Origin of the sequence: Bacillus atrophaeus (assembly GCF_039519175.1) — a bacterium.
GTDB classification, from domain to species: domain Bacteria; phylum Bacillota; class Bacilli; order Bacillales; family Bacillaceae; genus Bacillus; species Bacillus atrophaeus.
This window is the reverse complement of record NZ_CP154443.1, coordinates 244,978-263,228: the sequence shown is the minus strand read 5'-3', so window position 1 is coordinate 263,228 and position 18,251 is coordinate 244,978. Positions and strand designations below refer to the sequence as shown.

Below are 18,251 nucleotides of genomic sequence, written 5' to 3'. Positions count from 1 at the left end.
TAAAAAGGAAGATGATAATATGCTGTTTATATTTTTAACAATTGCCGCATTGGGATTGTCGTTTTGGGCACAATTTAAAGTGAAGAGCAACTTTGAAAAATATTCAAAAGTCGAAGCCTCCAGTCAGCGTACAGGGGCAGAAACGGCAAGACGGATTCTTGATTTGAACGGTCTTTATGATGTGCCGGTAGAACCGGTAAGAGGCGCTTTGACAGACCATTACGACCCGACGAAACGGGTGGTGCGTTTATCCGAGCCGGTCTATTACGGCCGCTCGATTTCCGCCATTTCCGTTGCTTCCCATGAAGTCGGACATGCCTTGCAGCATCAGGAATCGTATGGTGCGCTTGTGCTGAGACACAAAATCTTTCCCGTCGTGAATTTTGCTTCCGGTGTGGCCCCTTTGCTATTCCTAGGCGGCATGCTTCTAGGCAGCTTGAATTTAATCGGCCTTGGAATTATTCTTTTTTCCGCCGCCGTCTTTTTTCAGCTTATAACTCTGCCGGTCGAATTTAATGCAAGCTCACGCGCGAAACAGATTATCGTGTCAGAAGGAATCATCCGAAACAGCGAAGAACATGGCGTGAATAAAGTGCTGAATGCCGCCGCTTTGACCTATGTGGCCGCCGCGCTTGTGTCATTGTTTGAGCTGCTCCGGTTTGTGATGATCTTCTTAAACGGTCGTAATGAGAACTAACGTTAAGGAGGTGGCCCCTTACCATTTGTGGTAAGGGCTTTTTTTGCTTATATTAAATATCGCTCTGATTATTATATTAATCGGCTTAACCGCTATTTTCGTCGCTGCTGAATTTGCGATTGTGAAAATACGCGGATCGAAAATCAGCCAGCTTGTGGAAAGCGGCGACAGCCGGGCGATTGCGGCGCATAAAGTCATTTCGAATCTTGACGAATATTTATCCGCCTGCCAGCTCGGCATTACGATAACGGCTCTCGGCCTTGGGTGGCTCGGAGAACCGACTGTCGAACGGATCCTTCACCCTGTGTTTGCGCTTATCGGAATGCCTGGATCTATCACTCATATCGTGACTTTTATTGCGTCATTTATCGTCATTACATTTTTGCACGTCGTGATTGGCGAGCTGGCTCCGAAGACCATCTCCATTCAAAAAGCGGAGGCTGTCAGCCTGTGGACAGCCAAACCGCTCATTGTGTTTTACAAAGTGATGTATCCGTTTATTAAAGCGTTAAACGGGTCCGCGCGTTTTTTAGTCAAGCTGTTCGGCTTCCATTCGGTGAAGGAACATGAGGTGGCGATCAGTGAGGAAGAATTGAGGCTGATCCTTTCAGAAAGCTATAAAAAGGGAGAAATCAACCAATCTGAATTCCGGTACGTCAATAAAATATTTGAATTTGATAATCGCGTGGCCAGGGAAATTATGATACCGAGAACGGAAATGGCAACGATTTCAATTGATCAAACCATTGACGAAGCGATTCATTCAATCATAAACGAACGATATACGCGTTATCCCGTGATAAAAGAAGATAAAGACCATATTATCGGCATTATAAACAGTAAAGACACGTTTAAAGCGTTTTTTCTCGGACAGTCGATTAAACTGAGCCAATTAACGCGGCCTGTTATCAGAGTCATTGAAAGCATTCCTGTTCAAGAGCTGCTGATCCGTATGCAGAAAGAACGGATTCATATGGCGATTCTCGTCGATGAATACGGAGGAACCGCAGGGCTTGTCACCGTCGAGGATATCTTAGAAGAAATCGTCGGAGAGATTCGGGATGAATATGATCAGGATGAAATGCCGCACATCGTGAAAAAAGGCGAGCACCATTATATTATGGATGGCAAGGCTTTAATAGACGAAGTAAATGAGCTGCTTGATATCGCCATTGAAAATGAGGAGATTGACACAATTGCGGGCTGGCTCCTGACACAAAAAATGGAACTGAAAAACGGCGATGTCTTTTATACGGAAGGGTGCGAATTTAAAGTTCTCGATGCTGAAGATCATCACATCCGATTTGTAGAAATTAAAAAAACAGATTTTTAAGGTAAAAGCAGTCGCATGTTACGCAATGCGGCTGTTTTCGGCGCGGTAAGCATTCGGGACAGAAATCTTCGAAGGCAGCGGTCAAGTCAATTTCTCAAAATGGGAATGTTCAAGTCAAATAACACTTTTATTTTCAGTCTCTTGCAAATAGCGAGAGGCTTTTTTCTGAAAAAAGAATGCTTCTTAGCCTTTTTTCTCCATATCATATAATAACTGTACTATGAGTAAGGAGTGGTTTCATGGAAAAGGCTTGGTGGAAAGAAGCGGTGGTATATCAAATCTATCCCCGCAGCTTCAAGGATTCGAATGGGGATGGAATCGGCGATATCAACGGGATCAGATCAATGCTGCCTTACATAAAAGACTTGGGAGCGGATGTCATCTGGATATGTCCGGTCTTTGACTCGCCCAATGCGGATAACGGATATGATATAAGGGATTACAAAAAGATTTTAACTGAGTTTGGAACCATGGATGATCTTGATAGCCTGCTTAATGAAATACACGGGCTTGGCATGAAGCTGATTATCGACCTTGTCGTCAACCATACGAGTGATGAGCATCCGTGGTTCATTGAGTCGCGCTCGGCCTTAGATTCCGAAAAAAGGGACTGGTACATCTGGAAAGATGGAAAAAACGGCAAAGAACCGAACAACTGGGAAAGCATTTTCAGCGGATCAGCCTGGCAGTACGATCAAACGACAGACCAATACTATCTCCATCTGTTTGACAAAAAACAGCCGGATCTGAATTGGGAAAACCAAAACATGCGGTTTGCCGTTTATGAAATGGTGAATTGGTGGCTGGACAAAGGAATTGACGGATTTCGGGTGGACGCCATTTCTCATATTAAGAAAAAGAAAGGGCTTCCCGATCTGCCGAACACAGAGGATATTCCATATGTCCCCTCTTTTCCGTACCATATGAACGTGGAAGGGATCATGGATTTTTTAAGAGAACTGAAAAAAGAAACGTTTTCCCGCTATCCGATCGTGACAGTCGGAGAGGCGAATGGCGTTACGGCGGACGCAGCAGCGGATTGGGCCGGAGGAAAATCCGGCATTTTTGATATGATTTTTCAATTTGAACACCTTGGTTTGTGGGATATTGACGCAGATGAGCGCATTGATGTCGCGGAGTTGAAAAGGATTTTGTCTAAATGGCAAAACAGTTTGGAAGACGTAGGCTGGAACGCTCTCTTTATGGAGAATCACGATCAGCCCCGCTCGGTCTCCGCATGGGGAGACGATCAAACCTATGTAACTGAAAGCGCAAAAGCACTCGCCGCTATGTACTTTTTGATGAAAGGCACCCCGTTTATCTATCAGGGACAAGAAATCGGCATGACAAATGTGGCCTTTCCTTCAATTGAAGATTACGATGACGTGGCGATGAAACGGTTATACGATATAGAGACGGCCAAAGGGGTTCCTCATAAAGAAGTGATGAAGGTGATCTGGAAAAAGGGAAGAGATAACTCAAGAACTCCGATGCAATGGAATGAAAGCAAGTACGCAGGATTTTCGGATGCTCCCCCCTGGATCGGCATCAATGACAATTACACATGGCTGAATGCTAAATCACAAATGAAGGATAAAGCATCCGTTTATCATTTTTATAAAAATCTAATCGCACTCCGACGAAAGTATGATGTTTTTATTTATGGTTTGTACGATTTGCTTCTGCCGGAAGATAAACAAATCTTTGCCTACTTGCGAAAGGGCGATCGGCAAACCGCGTTTATCCTGACAAACATGACGAAGACACCCGCTCTTTACAGACATCCCGCCTATCCGTTAAGCTCAGATTCGCTCGTCTTATCGAACATCGAGACAACACATCATCAGCATACCACCTCAATCCTCTTACAACCTTACGAAACAAGAATATACGTATGGTAGCCAGGCTCCAGTTCCATACTGGAGTTTTTTTGTGAATTAAGTTTATGACCGCAAATTTACAGGAAAAAAAGAAGATAGAACGAATAATCAAGTAGATAGAAGTGAAAGGGGGGGGGAAAACATGCTGAAACAATTGCAGATTAATACGGACAAACGGGATGAAATGCTTGATATCACTCATGAAGTTGAAGCATTTCTGCAAGAAACCGGAGTGAAAAGCGGCACGGCGCTAATCTACTGCCCTCATACGACAGCCGGCATTACGATAAATGAAAATGCCGATCCTGATGTAAAAAAAGACATGCTTAGAAGATTCGATGAGGTATATCCGTGGGAACACGAACTTGACCGCCATATGGAAGGAAATACGGCAGCCCATTTGAAATCAAGTACAGTCGGGGCTTCCCAGCATGTCATCATCGAAAACGGCCGCTTGCTGCTCGGTACATGGCAAGGCATTTATTTTTGCGAATTCGACGGCCCGAGAACCCGGACATGCTATATCAAAATAACGGGATAAACAGGAGGCTTTGCCCATGAAGGAATGGATGAATATTTTATCGCTGACAAAGCCTGTCATACAGGCTCCGATGGCCGGCGGGCTTGTCACGCCTCGTCTTGCCGCCGCCGTCTCTCGTGAAGGAGCGCTTGGAAGCCTTGCGTCAGGCTACCTCAGCCCGCAAGTCTTGGAAAAGCAAATAGCTGAGATGCAGGCGTTAACAAGCCGCTCTTTTCAGGTGAATGTATTTGTCCCTGAATCGAGAGAAACACCGGACGAAAAGGCACTGGAGAAATGGAAAACCAGCATACCGCTGGCAGAACAGGCTCCGCCGATGACCACTGAGGAGCAGGATTGGGAAGATTTTTATGAGAAAATAAAGCTTATCATCAAATATAAGGTAAAAGCATGCTCATTTACATTCGGGATGCCGCCCGCTGCCACGGTGCGGGAGCTAAAGGACAATGGCTGCTTTCTCATTGGTACGGCCACATCAATAGAAGAAGCTGTTGCCCTTGAAGAACGGGGAATGGATATGATCGCGCTGCAAGGAAGCGAAGCGGGAGGACATCGAGGCACCTTTCTGCCGGCAAAAGGTGAATCCTCTCTGGGCTTGATAGCGTTCATTCCGCAGGCGGCTGATGCCGTTAACGTTCCTGTCATCGCGGCCGGAGGGGTTTTTGACCGCCGTGGAGTACAGGCGGCTGAAATCCTCGGCGCTCAAGGAGTCCAGGTCGGAACCGCATTTCTTATGTGTGCAGAAAGCGAAGCATCAAGAATATACAAACGGGAACTGCTTGCCGCTCAGGGCACGGATACTCGGCTGACCTCATTGTTTTCAGGAAAACCGGCAAGGGGGATCGTCAATGAGTGGATGAAGCAAAAACAGTCAGAAGAGGCGGACACATTGCCTTATCCTATTCAGAACACTTTAACAAAGCCGATGCGCCAAAACGCGGCCGCTCAGCAAGATTCCGGGCATATATCCCTATGGGCCGGACAATCAGCAGGAGGCCTGCATGCTGCGACAGATGTGAAAACCTTATTAGACCAACTCTGCTAAAACCTAAGGCGAATCAACGGAGGTGACTGCTAATGAATATCCTTCAGTATTCGTATAAAAAAAGAGGAGAAATACAATTTGTATTTGAAGGCTGGCCTCATTCTAAAGTAATCATGGCGCCGATCAAAGGTTATTATTTTGTCCGCTTGATCAGATGGAACGGACGCGATCCGATCGTCACAAGGCATGACCTTGAAAAGATGGAGTGGGCCGCAAATCAGTATCTTGGCACAGTCCCGTTCTACAGAAAAAGAAAAGCATTACAAATCCCATCGTCATCCCGATAGACGATGGGATTTTTTTAATGCATCATACGATAGAGAGATGGAATGTCCAGTCTTGTCGCTTGTGCAAGAAGGTAAGCGGACTGTACGGCGTCTTTTTTTCTGAAGGAATTCAGCTTTTCAATGATTTTTTCACCGCTCAAAATGCCAAGGCCGTGGGCGAAATACTGATCCTTTTCTAATAAAATGACATTTTCCCCTCTCCACTGCGCTTTTTGCGGATTAAAGTCCGGATTATTAAAATATAAACAATCTCCTATTACAAAATCGCGGCCGGCTTCCGTGTAAATCGGTAGCTTTTCATAGTGCCAATCATAAAGCGTTATTCTTTGGAAGTTCAAATCAAACCTGTCATCACCGAGGGTTTTAAGTACGGCCATATAATAAATCACGACGATAGCGGTCGCACATTCAAACGCGTAAAATGTCCCGTTTTCAAAAATATCCCGAATAGCCTTTGAAGGCGGCATTTTGTATTTCAACTCTAAAGCCCCTTCAGGCGAAACTCTCCAGAATGCCTTATTCCCATATGTTTTGACGAAGGTAGCGAATTTCGCGCCGCTTTGATGCAGCGCTCTGGCCGATGCCACGATGTTTTTGCGTATATTTAGTTCAAAAATAAGTTCAGCGACAGAATTGTAATCAAACTGAATGGGTGAAGCGATCATCTCGTTTAGCAGCGGATGCAGACCCTCTTCAATCTGCCAGTTTGCCGTATCCTGGGGACGGAGCCATTGTCCTGATACAATAATCATCTAAAGCCCCCCTAAGCTTTTTTATAAGATATGCATCAAGCTTGGGCAATGAAAACTCTTTTCGGAGAGGGCCAAAAGTGAGATAACCGTAAAAAAGATGATCTTGATATTATAAAACTTTTTAAAGCAGCCGATATATAATGTATCTAACCCCGAAGGAGCAACAATACATGAAGACATTTATTAATTGGCTTAGACGTCCGTCCATATCAAAGAAATTAATTATTTCCTTTTGCATCATCCTAATCATCCCGATCCTCATTTTAGAATGGAGTTCATATCGCACGGCAAGCGGCACGCTCGATCAGGAAATCATGGGAAACGCAAAAAATAATGTCAACACATTCGATACGACCATTACGAATAATTTAGACGGCAAGGCGAAGGCGGTTTCTTATTTCAGTGAACTGCTAAAAGCCAAATCATTTGAAGAGAAAAACCAACAGCAGCTTGAGGAGAAATTCTTTCAATATACCTCCATTAATGAAGATGTCGCCAGAATTTACGGAGGAGCGGAAGACGGCGCTTATGTACAAGCCCCGACAGAAAAAGTGCCGGACGGCTATGATCCGAGGGAACGTCCCTGGTATAAGGACGCGGTAAAGGCCGGCGGCACACTTATCGTGACTGACCCTTATGTAGCAGCCAATGACGGAAGCATGGTCATTACGATCGCGCAAGAATTAAAAGACGGTTCAGGCGTTATCGCTATGGATATTACGATAGACCAGCTTCTTGCACAGATGAAACAAATCAAGATCGGTAAAAAAGGCTATGTCTTCATCGCAACTAAAAATAAAACATATGTGGCCCATCAAGACCATAAACCAGGTGAAAAGCTGTCCGGCGATTGGGTAGCCGACATGTATGATAATGACAGCGGGCAAGTACAATACAGCATGAAAAATGAAGATAAAAAAATGGCCTTTACGACAAATAAACTGACAGGCTGGAAAATAGCCGGAACAATGTATAAAAGTGAAATCGAAGAGGCCTCACAGCCGGTGCTTAATATGGGCATGATCGTACTTGCCGCCTCCATTCTCATTGGCGGAATCCTGATCATTTTCATTGTCGGCTCAATCACAAGACCGTTAAAACGCCTCGTACAGTCGTCTCAAAAAATCAGCAGCGGCGATTTGACTGAAACGGTTCAAATCCGATCGAAGGATGAACTAGGCGAGCTCGGCGATAGCTTTAACGAGATGGGAGAATCTTTACGCTCCTTGATCAGCGCCATTCAAGATTCTGTCGACAATGTCGCGGCATCATCTGAACAGCTTACAGCGTCCGCTTCGCAAACAAGCAAGGCGACTGAGCATATTACGATGGCGATTGAACAATTTTCGAACGGCAATGAAGATCAAAGCGAAAAAGTCGAGTCAAGCTCTAAGCAGCTCAGTATGATGAATGACGGTCTGCACCATATGACCCAAACCACATCAGCCATTTCAGAAGCTTCTTTGCAGTCCACAGAAATTGCGGGAACCGGAGAACAGCTTGTCCAGCAAACCGTCGGCCAAATGAATTCCATAAATGAGTCAGTGCAGCAGGCTGAATCTGTGGTAAAAGGACTGGAAGGAAAATCAAAGGATATCACAAACATTTTGAGAGTCATAAACAGCATTGCCGATCAGACGAATCTGCTTGCGTTAAATGCGGCAATTGAAGCTGCAAGAGCCGGAGAGTATGGCCGGGGCTTCTCGGTTGTGGCGGAGGAAGTGCGCAAGCTTGCTGTCCAGTCAGCCGACTCTTCAAAAGAAATAGAAAAACTGATTCAAGAAATCGTTTCAGAGATTGAAAAATCATTGCATATGTTTAAAGCGGTGAATCAAGAAGTCCAATCCGGGCTTAGCATTACAGACGATACAAAAGAAAGCTTCCAAAACATATTCGGCATGACAAATGAAATAGCCGGCAAGCTGCAAACGATGAATACCACAGCGGAGCAGCTTTCTGACAACTCACAGCACGTCACGTCAGCAGTCAGTGACATCGCGGACGTATCAAGAGAAAGTTCAGCAAGCATTCAGGACATCGCGGCATCAGCCGAAGAGCAGCTCGCGTCGATGGAAGAGATCAGTTCCTCAGCGAATACGTTAGCGCAGATGGCAGAAGAACTGCGCGATTTAACAAAACGATTTAAAATAGAATCATAAGAAAAAACAGCACTTTCCCGAGATGGGAGGTGCTGTTTTTTATATAGTCAATAAAATTAAGAATAAAGACCCTTTTATTACAGAGTATTTAGAACTAATTTTCATTTTTACCTTCTTTTTCAATGTAATTATAAGGAATATCATCCGATATAATATGTAAATTATTGAAAGAGGTATCCAGCAAATGAAAAAAACAATCACCACGGTGCGAAAATCATCTATTGGCAGAAGGCTCATTATTTCATTTTTATTAATCTTGATTCTTCCAATCGCTGTACTCGCAGCAAGCGCTTATAAATCGGCGGTCTCATCGCTTGAAAAACAGATGGTGCAAAGCGCGAAGGAAAATGTCGCAATATTAGATAAAATAATCAATGAAAAAGTTAACAGCAATAAAAAGTACACGGAATTTTTCAGCAAAGACGTAACCGCCGAGAAGTTAAAAGAAAAGAACCAAAATAAGCTTTACCAAGAATTTGAACAATTTATTCAGATGAATGACGGGGTTGAAGCTGTATTTTCAAGCAGCAATGACGGAACATTCACTCGCTATCCGAAAGCAGACATGCCGGATGATTTTAATTCCTTAGAACGAGACTGGTATAAAGAAGCGGTTGCACATAAAGGAGAAGCGATTATCAGTGAGCCATATGAATCCATCTCGACGGGAAAAATGGTCGTCACCATCGCCAGGCAGACAAGAGACGGTTCAGGGGTAGTTGCTGTTGATATGAAAATAGACGGTCTGGTCAAAACAGCAAAAGCAATTAATATCGGAGAGAAAGGATACGCCTTTATTTTAAGTGCAAATAAAAAAGTCATCGCCTATTCCGGTGAAAAAGCAGGAACTGAATTAAAAGGGAAGTGGGTTGATAAACTTTTTAATGAGAAAAACGGCGACTTCGAATACAAGCACGATAATAAGGCGAAAAAAATGGCTTTTGAAACGAGTGATACAACGGGCTGGAAAATCAGCGGAACGATGTATGCGGATGAAATCAAGCAGGCGGCAAGAGATGTCTTAATTAAAGCATGGATCGTACTCGGAATCGCAATCATATGCGGAGTGACCGCAATCTACTTTACTATCCGTTCGATCACAAAACCATTAAGGCACCTTGTCGCATCGGCGAAAAAGATCAGCAACGGCGATTTGACTGAAACAATAGAGGCTAGATCAAAAGACGAACTGGGGGTGTTAAGCCAAAGCTTCAATGACATGCTGCACTCCCTCCGTTCTCTGATTCACGGCATTAAGGACTCAGTCGAAAATGTAGCGGCTTCATCAGAAGAGCTGACGGCTTCGGCTGACCAAACAAGCAAAGCGACTGAACATATTACAATGGCAATTGAACGATTTTCAAACGGCAGCGATGCGCAAAGTGACAAAATCGAAACGACAACAGAACAGATAAACGAAATGAAAGACGGTCTGAACGACATGGCGCGCGCCACAGCAGTAATTACGGAATCTTCCATTCAATCAACTGAAATATCGGGAGCCGGAGAACAGCTTGTCCAAAAAACGACAGGCCAGATGACTGCCATTGACCAATCTGTAAAAGAAGCTGAGCAGGTAGTGAAGGGCCTGGAGATTAAATCAAAAGATATTACAAATATTTTGCGTGTTATTAATGGAATAGCGGATCAAACCAATCTGCTTGCCTTAAACGCGGCCATCGAAGCGGCGCGGGCGGGAGAATACGGCCGGGGCTTTTCCGTAGTAGCTGAAGAAGTAAGAAAACTTGCCGTGCAATCGGCGGATTCAGCGAAGGAAATTGAAACTCTGATTAATGATATTGTCAAAGAAATCAATACATCACTTGGCATGTTCCTATCTGTCAATCAAGAGGTGGAGGCAGGACTTGTCATAACCAATCAAACCAAAGCAAGCTTTAATGATATATCGGAAAAGACAAACCAAATCGCGGGAGAAATGCAAAATATCAACGCCACAGTCGAACAGCTTTCCGCAGGCTCAGAAGAAATATCCGGAGCATCAGAGGAGATTTCAGCCATTTCAAAAGAAAGTGCGGCAAGTATTCAAGATATTGCAGCATCGGCGGAGGAACAGCTTGCTTCAATGGAAGAAATCAGCTCATCAGCCAATACATTAGCGAAAATGGCGGAAGAACTTCGCGAGCTGACAAAGCGTTTTAAAATAGAATAGAGTCTGAAATGTGAAAAAGCACCCCATCACAAGGGTGCTTTTTCATTTAAATAGGTATATATTACTACTTAACTTTAGGTATAAAGTTCTTTTTATCTGATTTCTCTTTTAACTTTGTATATATTTACCCATATAGAGCCGATATGAAGAATAACCTAGTTAAGGAGAAATGAATAAATGAAAAAACTAATCAATCTAATCAAACAGCGATCCATTACAAGAAAACTAGTTGTATCTTTCTTGATCATTCTTATTATTCCAATTTCTATATTGGCCTTTAGCGCCTATCAATCCACAAAGAGCTCGCTTGATAAGCAAATGATGGGCAGCGCATTAGAAAATGTTCAGCAGCTGAATGAAATCATTAATGACAATATCGGCGAAAAAGAAGACAGCACTGCTTACTTTAGCGAATGGCTGAATCAAAAAGTGTACAAAGACAAAAAAGCTTCAATAAAAGACAAATTCGCACAATATATCAGTCTCAACAAAGATGTTGAATCTATTTATACAAGTGATCAAAACGGGTCATTTACACGTTATCCGGACATCCCTATGCCGGGAGATTATAATCCGGTCGAACGGGACTGGTACAAAAAAGCTGTGGAAAGCAAAGGAAAAGTGGTGATTACGGATCCTTATAAAACAGCTTCCACAGATACAATGGTGGTGACGATCGCCCAGCAGACAAAAGACGGGTCAGGGGTAGTGGCCATTAATATGACCATCGACCAACTTTTAGAAACGACGAAAAAAGTGAAAATCGGGAAAGAAGGCTACGGATTTATTCTGGGCAAAGACAAAAAAGTGGTCGCCCACCCTGAACAAACACCGGGAACCGAGCAAAAGGGCAAATGGGTTGATCAGCTTTATGATAATAAGAAAGGCGATTTTCAATATGCTTTTGAAGGCTCAGAGAAAAAAATGGTGTTTGATACCAATACATTAACCGGATGGAAAATCTCAGGAACCATGTATCAGGATGAAATTCACGAGGCAGCTGTACCCGTGCTTCATCTCGCGTTAATCGTTCTAACGGCCGCCATTGCTGCGGGGCTTGTCGTAATGACGCTCATCATCCGCTCAATTACCGGGCCTCTGAAAAAACTTGTGGCTTCTTCAAAACGAATCAGTGAGGGAGATCTCACTGAAACCATTGACATCCGTTCAAAGGATGAATTAGGTGATTTAGGAAACAGCTTTAATCATATGGCAGGCTCACTCCGTTCGCTCATTCATGCCATCCAAGATTCTGTCGACAATGTCGCGTCTTCTTCTGAGGAGCTGACGGCATCGGCTGAACAGACAAGCAAAGCGACTGAACATATCACAATGGCGATTGAACAATTTTCAAGCGGAAATGAAAGCCAAAGTGAAAAAATTGAAGAAGCAGCTGAGCATATCTATCAAATGAATGACGGCCTCTCGGATATGGCAAAAGCCTCCTCTGTCATTACGGAATCATCCATTCAGTCCACTGAAGCAGCCAGTAACGGAGGAAAGCTGGTTCACAAAACGGCCGGACAAATGAACATGATTGATCAATCTGTAAAAGAAGCTGAAAACGTCGTAAGAGGATTAGAAACAAAATCGAAAGACATTACAAACATTTTACGTGTCATTAACGGAATTGCAGATCAGACCAACCTGCTGGCACTAAATGCTGCCATCGAAGCGGCACGTGCCGGGGAATACGGACGGGGCTTCTCCGTTGTCGCGGAAGAAGTGAGAAAACTAGCGGTTCAATCGGCTGATTCCGCAAAAGAAATCGAAGGCCTGATCAAAGAAATCGTCAAGGAAATCAATACATCACTCGGCATGTTCCAATCAGTGAATCACGAAGTGAAGACGGGACTTGAGATTACAAACGAGACGGAATCCAGCTTCAAACAAATTTCTGAGATGACAAACCAAATTGCGGGTGAATTGCAAAATATGAACGCTACAGTCGAACAGCTTTCCGCGGGCTCCCAAGAAATATCAGGGGCCTCAGAAGACATTGCGGCCATCGCTAAAGAAAGCTCAGCAGGTATCCAAGATATCGCGGCATCTGCCGAAGAACAGCTGGCCTCAATGGAAGAAATCAGCTCATCAGCGGAGACACTGTCCCGAATGGCTGAAGAATTAAGAGACATGACGAAGCGATTCACAATTGAATAAAGCCTGTTAACGTATAAAAATACCCGGGAGCACATTCCCGGGTATTTTTTTTAGTTTTTAAATTAAACCTTTTGACCTATCTGACGATAATAGTTTTATCTTAAAGAAGGAGTCACCACGAATGAAAAAATTAATGAAATGGATCAAACAACCATCAATCAGCAAACCCCTTATTGCTGCGTTTCTGGCAATATTGATTTTGCCAATTGGGGTATTAGCATATTTCAGCTATCAATCAGCAGGAAGTTCTTTGGACAAAGAACTGATGCACAGTGCCAAGGGCAACGTCGAGGAGTTGAACAACGTTCTGCAAAATAAGCTGGACGACAAAACAAAAGCCCTCGATTATTACAGTAAATTGATTAACACAGATTTATTTAATGGAAAGAACAAATCTTTATTAAACGAGAAATTCAAGCAATATACCATGCTGAATGACGATGTGTCAGCGATCTATACAGCTTCAAACGACAAAACATTATATAGATATCCTGAAGGCGGCGTACCGAAGGACTTTGATCCGACAACACGGGATTGGTTCAAAAACGCCGTTGAGAAAAAAGGGCAAGTGGTTTTCTCTGAACCATACACCGATGCAGCAACAGATAAAACGGTCATCACCATTTCACAGCAAACAAAAGACGGATCAGGTATCGTTGCGCTTGATTTAAATCTGGATGAACTGCTTGCCGCCTCAGAAAGAATTCAAATCGGACGCAAAGGATTCACATTTATTACAACGGGCGATAAAAAATATATTACCCATCCGACGATTGACCCGGGTACAGCAGGTACAGGAGCGTGGACGAACGAAGTATATTCGAAAAATGAAGGCAAATTCCAATATACCTTCGAAGGGCAAGAAAAGAAAATGGCCTTTACGACAAATAAACAGACAGGCTGGAAAATCGCCGGCACTTTCTTTGTCAGTGAAATTAAAGATGCGTCAAGCCCGGTATTACACATGGCACTCATTATTTTTTGTGCATCATTGATGATTGGCGGCATTTTAATTTTCTTCATTATCAGAGCCATATCAAAACCTTTAAGAAAGCTTGTCTCAACATCTGCCAAAATCAGCGGAGGCGATTTAACGGAAGTCATCGAAATTCGATCGAAAAACGAATTGGGCCAGCTCAGTGAAAGCTTTAACGAAATGTCTGCATCACTGCGTTCTGTGATCGGCGTCATTCAAACATCAGTTGAAAATGTCGCCTCCTCATCAGAAGAACTGACGGCCAGCGCCGAACAAACAAGCAAGGCGACCGAACATATTACACTGGCTATCGAGCGGTTTTCAAATGGAAACGAAGCGCAAAGCGAGAAAATGGAAGCAAGCTCAGAACACCTTTCTGAAATGAATGCAGGCATCGCCGAAGTTGCCCGAGCTTCCGCTAAAATTACTGAGACCTCCATTCAATCCTCTGAAACGGCAGGAAGCGGAGAATCATTAGTGGAGCACACAGTCGGCCAAATGAAAACGATAGATCAATCCGTTCAGAAAGCGGAGGCCGTGGTAAAAGGGCTGGAGATAAAATCAAAAGACATCACAAGTATTTTAAATGTGATTAACGGTATAGCAGATCAAACAAATCTGCTGGCGCTAAATGCGGCTATCGAAGCGGCCCGTGCCGGAGAATACGGCCGCGGCTTCTCAGTGGTGGCGGAAGAAGTAAGAAAACTGGCGGTCCAATCAGCAGGCTCAGCCAAGGAAATCGAAGCGCTTATCCAAGAGATTGTAAGAGAAATCAGCACATCGCTGTCCATGTTCCAATCAGTCAATCATGAAGTCAAAGAAGGCTTGAACATTACAGATCAAACAGCAGCAAGTTTCAAAAAAATCTTTGATATGACGACACAAATTTCCGGTGAATTGCAAAATATGAATGCAACGGTTGAACAGCTGTCAGCCGGATCACAAGAAGTGTCAACAGCTGTAGACGACATCTCAGCGGTTGCAAAAGAAAGCACGGCAAGCATACAGGACATCGCGGCCTCAGCCGAAGAACAGCTTGCCTCAATGGAAGAGATCAGCTCATCTGCCGAAACTCTCGCCAACATGGCCGAAGAACTGCAAGAGATTACGAAAAAATTTAAAATTGAATCTTAACCTAACAAGAGAGCGGCATGGTGACATGCTGCTTTCTTTTTTATAAAAACAAAAAATAAAAATATTCAAAAATAAACAAAAGTTATATATAATAAAATGAGAAACAAAAACAGAGAAACGGAGGTTAACAAAAATGGTGAAGCATTTATGGGAAGAACAAAAGGCTGACCGATTGCCGCAGGGAGCCGAAGAATTGGTGTACCGTTCTAATCTGATCGGCTCAGACCGCGCTGTATGCAACTGGGGCGGCGGGAACACGTCTATGAAAACCTATGAGAAGGATTTTAGAGGCCGAGATATTGAAGTCATGTGGGTAAAGGGCAGCGGTTCAGACTTGGCAACAATGAAAGCGCATAACTTTACCGGCTTAAAACTGGAAGACATACGTCCATTAATCGAAAGAGAAGAAATGACGGATGAGGAAATGGTAGAGTACTTGGCTCATTGTATGATAGACAGCAAACATCCCCGACCGTCTATTGAAACGCTGCTGCACGCATTCCTGCCTTATCAACATATTGACCACACACACCCAGACGCCATCATCAGCATTTGCTGCGCAGATAATGGAAAACAAATCGCCGAAGACATATACGGAAACCGTTTTGTGTGGGTTCCATATGTCCGCCCCGGGTTCACCTTGTCAAAAATGATCGCCGAAGGTGTGGCAAACAACCCGCACGCTGAGCTGGTTTTAATGGAAAAACACGGCCTAGTCACATGGGGAAATACGTCAGCAGAGAGCTATGAAAAAACCATTTCCATTATTAACGAAGCAGAGAGGTACATCAACAAACGAATTGAAGAAAAAAACGCTTTTGGAGGCGAAAGGTACGAGTCTCTCCAGGCCGAAGAACGCAGACAAATCTTAGCGAAGATCATGCCTGTCATCCGCGGCGCGGTAAGCAGTGAAAAGAAAATGATACTCTCATACGATGACGCAGACGATGTTCTGCAATTTGTAAACAGTGTAAAAGCACCCGAGCTTTCACAAACCGGCGCAGCCTGCCCGGACCACCTCGTTCATACAAAGCGCGTTCCATTGTATGTTGACTGGAATCCGCAAGAACAAGACATTGATGCACTATTGAAAAACGTGAAAGCAGGCATCACACGTTTTAAATCAGAATATAAAGATTATGTCGAACGCAATAAACAGGAAGGTGACCAGTGCTTTGAATCAGCGCCCAGAGTCATATTAATTCCGGGCATTGGTATGATAAACACAGGGAAAAGCCTGGAAATGTCCAAAGTGAGCGGCGCATTATACCATCGGGCGATTGCGGTGATGAAAGGTTCTTCCGCTTTGGGCCGTTTTGTTTCTTTAAGTGAAAATGAATCTTACAATATCGAATACTGGCCGCTTGAGCTTTACAAACTCACTCTGGCACCGGCAGAAGCTGAGTTTTCACGAAAAGTGGCGTTTGTTACGGGAGGTGCAGGCGGAATCGGAAGTGCTGCCTGCCGCCGTTTCGTTTCGGAAGGCGCGCACGTTGTGGTAGCTGATCTTAATGTTGAGGGCGCTCAAAGAATTGCCGGGGAAATAAACAAAACATACGGAGAAGGCCGTGCAATAGCCGTGAAGATGGATGTTACAAAGGAAGAAGAGGTACAGCAGGCTTTCGAACAAACCGCGCTTACATACGGCGGTGTTGATATTATTGTTAATAATGCAGGTTTGGCCACTTCAAGTCCGCTTGAAGAAACCACGTTAAAAGAATGGAATCTCAATATTAATGTATTGGGAACAGGCTACTTCTTAGTGGCCCGTGAAGCGTTCAAACAAATGAAGCAGCAGAATGCCGGCGGAAATATGGTCTTTGTCGGATCAAAAAATTCTGTGTACGCAGGGAAAAACGCAGCCGCCTACAGCTCGGTTAAAGCGCTTGAAACGCATTTGGCAAGATGTATCGCTGCTGAAGGAGGCGAACATGGCATTCGGGTCAACTCGGTTTTGCCTGACGCCGTATTGCAAGGATCGGCGATCTGGGGGTCGAGTTGGCGGGAAGAACGGGCTGCGGCGTATGGCATTGAACCAGATCAATTAGAGGAGCATTACCGAAAACGCACAACCCTGTTAGTCAATATCTATCCAAAAGATATTGCGGAATCAATCGCTTTTTTAGCATCCTCTAAAGCGGAAAAAACGACGGGCTGCATGATTACGGTAGACGGCGGCGTTCCGGCGGCGTTCACACGCTAACAAAATACGGTAATGAACCAAGGAAAAAATATGCTAAGATATAAAGACAAAAACACAGAATGAAACTGTGCACAACGTAGAATAGAGGAAGGGCGTTGCTGATGCTAGTAGCCGAACGACACCAAAAAATAGTCGAATTAGTCAATTTACGTTCAAGCATACGCGTATCTGAATTGAGTGATATATTCACTGTAACCGAAGAAACCATTCGGCGCGATCTTGAAAAACTCGAAAAAGAAAACAAGCTGAGCCGCAGTCATGGGGGTGCGGTCAGTATTCAGCAGCAGGAGTCGGAGGTTCACTTTTCTGAACGGGAAATCACAAATGTATCGGAAAAGAAAGCAATCGCACGTGAAGCCGCTGAATATGTGGAAAGCGGAGACCGAATCATTCTTGATGCAAGCACAACCGCGTGGTACATGGCAAAAATACTTCCCGATATTCAGCTGACCGTCATTACGAATTCAATGAAAGCGGCGATTGAACTCAGTCAAAAAGACAAAATTGAAGTGATATCGACGGGAGGATTTTTGCTGTCTGAATCCTTATCATATGTCGGACCTTTAGCGGAACGTTCCCTTGAGACCTATCATGTAAACAAAACATTTCTTTCCTGTAAAGGCTTTGATATAAACGGCGGATTGAGCGACTCAAATGAATGGCAGGCGCTGTTAAAGAAACGGATGATTGAACGGTCAGACCAGACAATCCTGATGGCGGATTCAAGTAAATTCGGCAGCCGTGAATTTTCTCATATTGCGCGTATTCATGACATCAGCCGGATCATCACCGATTCCAAGATCAATCCGGAATACATGAAAGCGCTTGAAGAGAAAAAAGTAAAAGTGACAACCGTACACCCATCATCATAAAAAGACAAACGTTTGCTTGTTTGTCTTTTTATTTCCTGTAAAACA

General features: G+C 44.0%; 13 protein-coding genes and 1 pseudogene. 13 read left to right on the top strand and 1 reads right to left on the bottom strand.

The genetic code is table 11. The features are described 5' to 3' along the window. Positions 1–19 precede the first annotated feature (19 nt). The 6 genes from AAHT65_RS01460 (at position 20) to AAHT65_RS01435 (ending at position 5,780) form a co-directional block, all read left to right on the top strand. Positions 20–697, top strand: a complete 678-nt coding sequence (locus AAHT65_RS01460) for a zinc metallopeptidase (RefSeq protein ID WP_003327199.1) — start codon at positions 20–22, stop codon at positions 695–697. A gap of 43 nt (positions 698–740) precedes the next feature. Then, on the top strand, positions 741–2,030 hold the full coding sequence (locus AAHT65_RS01455; protein ID WP_010789759.1) for a hemolysin family protein: 1,290 nt from the start codon (positions 741–743) through the stop codon (positions 2,028–2,030). 239 nt (positions 2,031–2,269) lie between these two features. Next, positions 2,270–3,931: an alpha-glucosidase gene (locus AAHT65_RS01450; RefSeq protein WP_343310876.1), complete on the top strand. Its 1,662-nt coding sequence runs from the start codon at positions 2,270–2,272 to the stop codon at positions 3,929–3,931. 121 nt (positions 3,932–4,052) lie between these two features. Next, complete coding sequence (locus AAHT65_RS01445; RefSeq protein ID WP_003327202.1) at positions 4,053–4,451, top strand: secondary thiamine-phosphate synthase enzyme YjbQ; 399 nt, start codon at positions 4,053–4,055, stop codon at positions 4,449–4,451. Between the two features lie 16 nt (positions 4,452–4,467). Continuing rightward, complete coding sequence (locus AAHT65_RS01440) at positions 4,468–5,493, top strand: nitronate monooxygenase (protein ID WP_268534748.1); 1,026 nt, start codon at positions 4,468–4,470, stop codon at positions 5,491–5,493. A gap of 32 nt (positions 5,494–5,525) precedes the next feature. Further along, positions 5,526–5,780 carry a hypothetical protein gene (locus AAHT65_RS01435; protein WP_063637877.1) on the top strand — a complete coding sequence of 85 codons (255 nt, stop codon included), beginning with the start codon at positions 5,526–5,528 and terminating at the stop codon, positions 5,778–5,780. 14 nt (positions 5,781–5,794) lie between these two features. Here AAHT65_RS01435 and AAHT65_RS01430 read toward each other — a convergent pair whose 3' ends face one another. Continuing rightward, positions 5,795–6,532, bottom strand: coding sequence for a protein-glutamine gamma-glutamyltransferase (locus tag AAHT65_RS01430; RefSeq protein ID WP_343310874.1), 738 nt, complete (start codon positions 6,530–6,532; stop codon positions 5,795–5,797). Positions 6,533–6,702: 170 nt separating this feature from the next. On the opposite strand from AAHT65_RS01430, the gene AAHT65_RS01425 reads away from it, so the two are divergent. The 7 genes and pseudogenes from AAHT65_RS01425 (at position 6,703) to AAHT65_RS01400 (ending at position 18,206) form a co-directional block, all read left to right on the top strand. Further along, positions 6,703–8,691, top strand: coding sequence for a HAMP domain-containing methyl-accepting chemotaxis protein (locus tag AAHT65_RS01425; protein ID WP_343310873.1), 1,989 nt, complete (start codon positions 6,703–6,705; stop codon positions 8,689–8,691). Positions 8,692–8,875: 184 nt separating this feature from the next. Further along, positions 8,876–9,916 (top strand): annotated as a pseudogene (locus AAHT65_RS21580) (cache domain-containing protein); the annotation flags it as partial. After that, a complete protein-coding gene (locus AAHT65_RS21575) occupies positions 9,911–10,861 on the top strand; it encodes a methyl-accepting chemotaxis protein (RefSeq protein WP_411764306.1) in 951 nt (316 codons plus the stop codon). The pseudogene AAHT65_RS21580 and the gene AAHT65_RS21575, both read left to right, overlap by 6 nt. 177 nt (positions 10,862–11,038) lie before the next feature. Next, a complete protein-coding gene (locus tag AAHT65_RS01415) occupies positions 11,039–13,021 on the top strand; it encodes a methyl-accepting chemotaxis protein (RefSeq protein ID WP_010789751.1) in 1,983 nt (660 codons plus the stop codon). A 121-nt stretch (positions 13,022–13,142) separates the two neighbouring features. Further along, positions 13,143–15,131: a methyl-accepting chemotaxis protein gene (locus tag AAHT65_RS01410; RefSeq protein WP_343310871.1), complete on the top strand. Its 1,989-nt coding sequence runs from the start codon at positions 13,143–13,145 to the stop codon at positions 15,129–15,131. Between the two features lie 133 nt (positions 15,132–15,264). After that, positions 15,265–17,334 carry a bifunctional aldolase/short-chain dehydrogenase gene (locus AAHT65_RS01405; protein WP_343310870.1) on the top strand — a complete coding sequence of 690 codons (2,070 nt, stop codon included), beginning with the start codon at positions 15,265–15,267 and terminating at the stop codon, positions 17,332–17,334. A 101-nt stretch (positions 17,335–17,435) separates the two neighbouring features. Next, positions 17,436–18,206, top strand: a complete 771-nt coding sequence (locus tag AAHT65_RS01400) for a DeoR/GlpR family DNA-binding transcription regulator (RefSeq protein WP_343311492.1) — start codon at positions 17,436–17,438, stop codon at positions 18,204–18,206. Positions 18,207–18,251 lie beyond the last annotated feature (45 nt).